Annotated in this window: 4 protein-coding genes; 3 read left to right on the top strand and 1 reads right to left on the bottom strand. The window is 59.0% G+C overall.

Annotated elements, in window-relative coordinates; genetic code table 11:
• Positions 1-72: 72 nt before the first annotated feature.
• Entirely contained in the window at positions 73-276 is a 204-nt protein-coding gene (locus RSSM_RS17145; protein ID WP_052336069.1) for a hypothetical protein, read from the bottom strand.
• Positions 277-556: 280 nt separating this feature from the next.
• On the opposite strand from RSSM_RS17145, the gene RSSM_RS17150 reads away from it, so the two are divergent.
• The 3 genes from RSSM_RS17150 to RSSM_RS32535 form a co-directional block, all read left to right on the top strand.
• Complete coding sequence (locus RSSM_RS17150) at positions 557-1981, top strand: prolipoprotein diacylglyceryl transferase (protein ID WP_008681409.1); 1425 nt, start codon at positions 557-559, stop codon at positions 1979-1981.
• A 43-nt stretch (positions 1982-2024) separates the two neighbouring features.
• Positions 2025-2783: a methyltransferase domain-containing protein gene (locus tag RSSM_RS17155; RefSeq protein ID WP_008681411.1), complete on the top strand. Its 759-nt coding sequence runs from the start codon at positions 2025-2027 to the stop codon at positions 2781-2783.
• Positions 2780-3010 (top strand): NAD(P)/FAD-dependent oxidoreductase (locus RSSM_RS32535; protein WP_144059902.1); only part of this gene is annotated, 231 nt, incomplete at its 3' end. The genes RSSM_RS17155 and RSSM_RS32535, both read left to right, overlap by 4 nt.

Raw genomic sequence — 3010 nt, forward strand, 5'->3', positions numbered from 1 at the left:
GGGGGCTATTGTTGGTGTAGCGATTAGGCGTCGCGGAGCAATTTCCGTGGCTCTGCCTGACGCGACACTCGTTTAGCGTTGTTCGCGGTAGGTCGTGAAGCTCAGGTAGGCGAGAGCCCCGGCAAAAATGAGAAATGCCAGGTCCATGAGCATGCTGGTGGATTGCATCGGGGCCGCATCTTGCATGCCGGCAAATCCCATGATGAGATCGGCGCCAAAGAGCACGAGCAAGAGAATCGACGCCACAAGGCTGAGCAGACAGAGCGCCTTGGGCATGAATCGAAACCTCGTAGATCAGACAAGAAGTAGTTGCAGGTGGTGTACGCGACCAAGAGTAATCACTGGGGCAGCGTCAGTATACTTGCGGGGCCCAAAGTTTCCCAAGCCTACGCGAGATCGCCAATTTAACGTCTTTTTCTTTGCGACTAGAGCCCGGTTGTAGCGACTGTGGCAAAAAAACTCGACTATTCGTGGCGTATCGGGCCTGCGACATTGGTTTGCTGAGCGAAACGCTACACGATTTCAGAAATTGCCCCCATCCCGCCCTACGATCCTCATGCGTCGAACGCTTTTCCTGATTCCCCACGAAATCGCCGGTGTCCCGTTTTTCGGCGTTGGGTGGCTGCTGGCTGCTCTGGTCATCTTCATCGTGGTTCGGCTGGCGATTACCGCGATTTGGCCGGCGAGAATCCTCGCCCCATCGGACGGCAAATCCGCCTCGGCGGATCAGCCACAGCGGGCAACGATTGGGCACGTGATCAAGAACGAAGGCGGCCTGTGGGCGTTTTTGGGGCTGATCATTGTCTTTCTGCTGCCGCGGTTGGAGTTGGAAAACCTCGCGGGCGAGCCGGTCGGTTTACCGATCCGCGGGTATGGCATGTTCCTGATGCTCGCGGCGGTCTGTTCGGTTTCACTCGCGGCGTGGCGAGCCCAGCGTGCCGGATTGGGGGCCGATGCGATTTACCGGTTGGCTCCCTGGACGTTCTGCGGCGGGCTGGTGGGCGCCCGTGTGTTTTATGTTGTCCAGTATTTTGAGGACTTCCTACGACCGACGTGGGGCGAGACTCTCTCGGCGATGGCGGCGATGACCCAAGGAGGGTTGGTGGTCTACGGCGGGTTCATTGGTGGTTTTTTGGCGTCGGCGTGGGTGGTCACTCGGCATCGCCAACCGCTGTGGAAACTCGGCGATGTGATCGTTCCCTGTATCTTCGTGGGGCTGTTTTTCGGACGTCTTGGGTGTTTGATGAACGGATGTTGCTACGGCGGTGCGTGCGAACCGAACGCGTTGTCAGTGCAGTTTCCTCCGAGCAGCAACGTCTACGTGGATCAGTTGCTCACGGGGAAATTGATCGGCATCACCGCTCGACCGCACACCGGTGACGAGGGCGGTTCGGATGATGATGGGGAGCCATCGCTGGAAGGAAAGCAGGTCCGCCGGAATAAATTGTGGATGGTCAAATCGGTCGACGAAGGCAGTTTGGCCGATCAGGCGGGAGTGAAGCCGGGTGAGGTCCTCACGTTCATTCTGGATCCGGGGTTTGCGGATCTCGCCCCCTTGGACATACCCGCCGAAGACGCACTGCCTGGGCTCGCAGTGCTGCGCGATGGTGAATTGGTGGCCCGTATTTCGCCCGATCAACTACCGCCGCGGGCCGAACCGGTTTGGGCGACTCAGATCATCAGTTCTGTCATGGCGGCGGTGATGTTGGTCGTTTTATTAGTTTTGGAACGGATCCTGCACGCCTCCGGTGTTCACCTGGACGGTATCCTAATGTTGTGCGGCTTTATTGCGTACGCCGTTCTTCGGATCGTGCTCGAGTGGGTGCGCGTTGATGAGGAAGGGCAGTTCGGCACTTCGCTGTCGATCTCCCAGTGGGTCAGTTTGGGAGTCATCGCTGCGAGCACGGTTGCGTTGGTGTTTCGTCTTCGGTCAGGCGACTCCGGCGCGAAGGATGACGGCGAAATGGCCGATGCGACATGAATGCCTCGAGAATCTGCAACCTTTGAAATAAGAATCCAAACCGATGGTGCTTCCACGCTGCCGTGTCGAAGAAAAGATGGATGCCCCCGATCTATCTGCGGACCGACATCGGGCGGCTCTCGCCGGGCTTCGTCGGCTCAATCGAATCAGCGGCGTATCGTTGGCTCTGTTTCGTCAACTGATCCGGTTGTCCGCTGCAGGCCCTCGCAATCGACCGTTGCGGGTGCTCGACGTGGCCAGTGGCAGTGGTGATTTGCCGATCGATTGGCTGAAGATGGCTCGGCGTCGAGGCATGCCGTTGGCTGTTACTGCGTTGGATCGCAGCGAAGTGGCGATGCAAACGGCTGCGGACGCGGCAAGATCTGCCGGAGTGGAGCTGGGGACGATCTGCCGTGATTGTTTGCAGGACGGACTGCCGAGCGGTTTCGATGTGGTCACCTCGTCACTGTTCATGCATCACTTGGATCCGCCCGACGTTTCGAAGCTGCTGCAGGAAATGTGGCGGGTGAGCGAACGGGCGATTGTGATCTGCGACCTCGAACGTTCTCGAGTGAACCTCGGACTCGTTGCTGCATCGGCCCGTTTGGTAACCCGCAGTGACATCGTGCACTTCGATGCCTCAGCCAGCGTTCGGGCGGCGTACACGCGAGGCGAGTTCGAGACGTTGCTGCACCAGGCACTCGGGTTTTCGGTGCCGGTAAAGACATCCTTCCCGTGCCGATTGTTGGCTGTGATTGATCAGCAATGCGAGGCCGAAACCGTGGACGGTTACGCGCCTGCCGTCGTTGGTGCGAGTTCATGATCGCCAAGACGCCCCGACCGTCGCGGGTGCTCGTTGTCGGGGCGGGCGTTTCCGGTTGTGCCGCAGCGATTCGTCTGGCGCACCACGGTCATGAGGTGACTCTGGCCGAACGAGCAGAGTTCCCGCGTGAGAAAATTTGTGGGTGTTGTTTGGGAGCGGCGGGAATGCATGCTCTTGATGCGATCGGGGTTGGTGCCCCAATTCGTGACCTCGGCGAGTCAACTCAT

Source organism: Aporhodopirellula sallentina SM41, assembly GCF_000346505.1.
Taxonomy (GTDB): domain Bacteria; phylum Planctomycetota; class Planctomycetia; order Pirellulales; family Pirellulaceae; genus Rhodopirellula; species Rhodopirellula sallentina.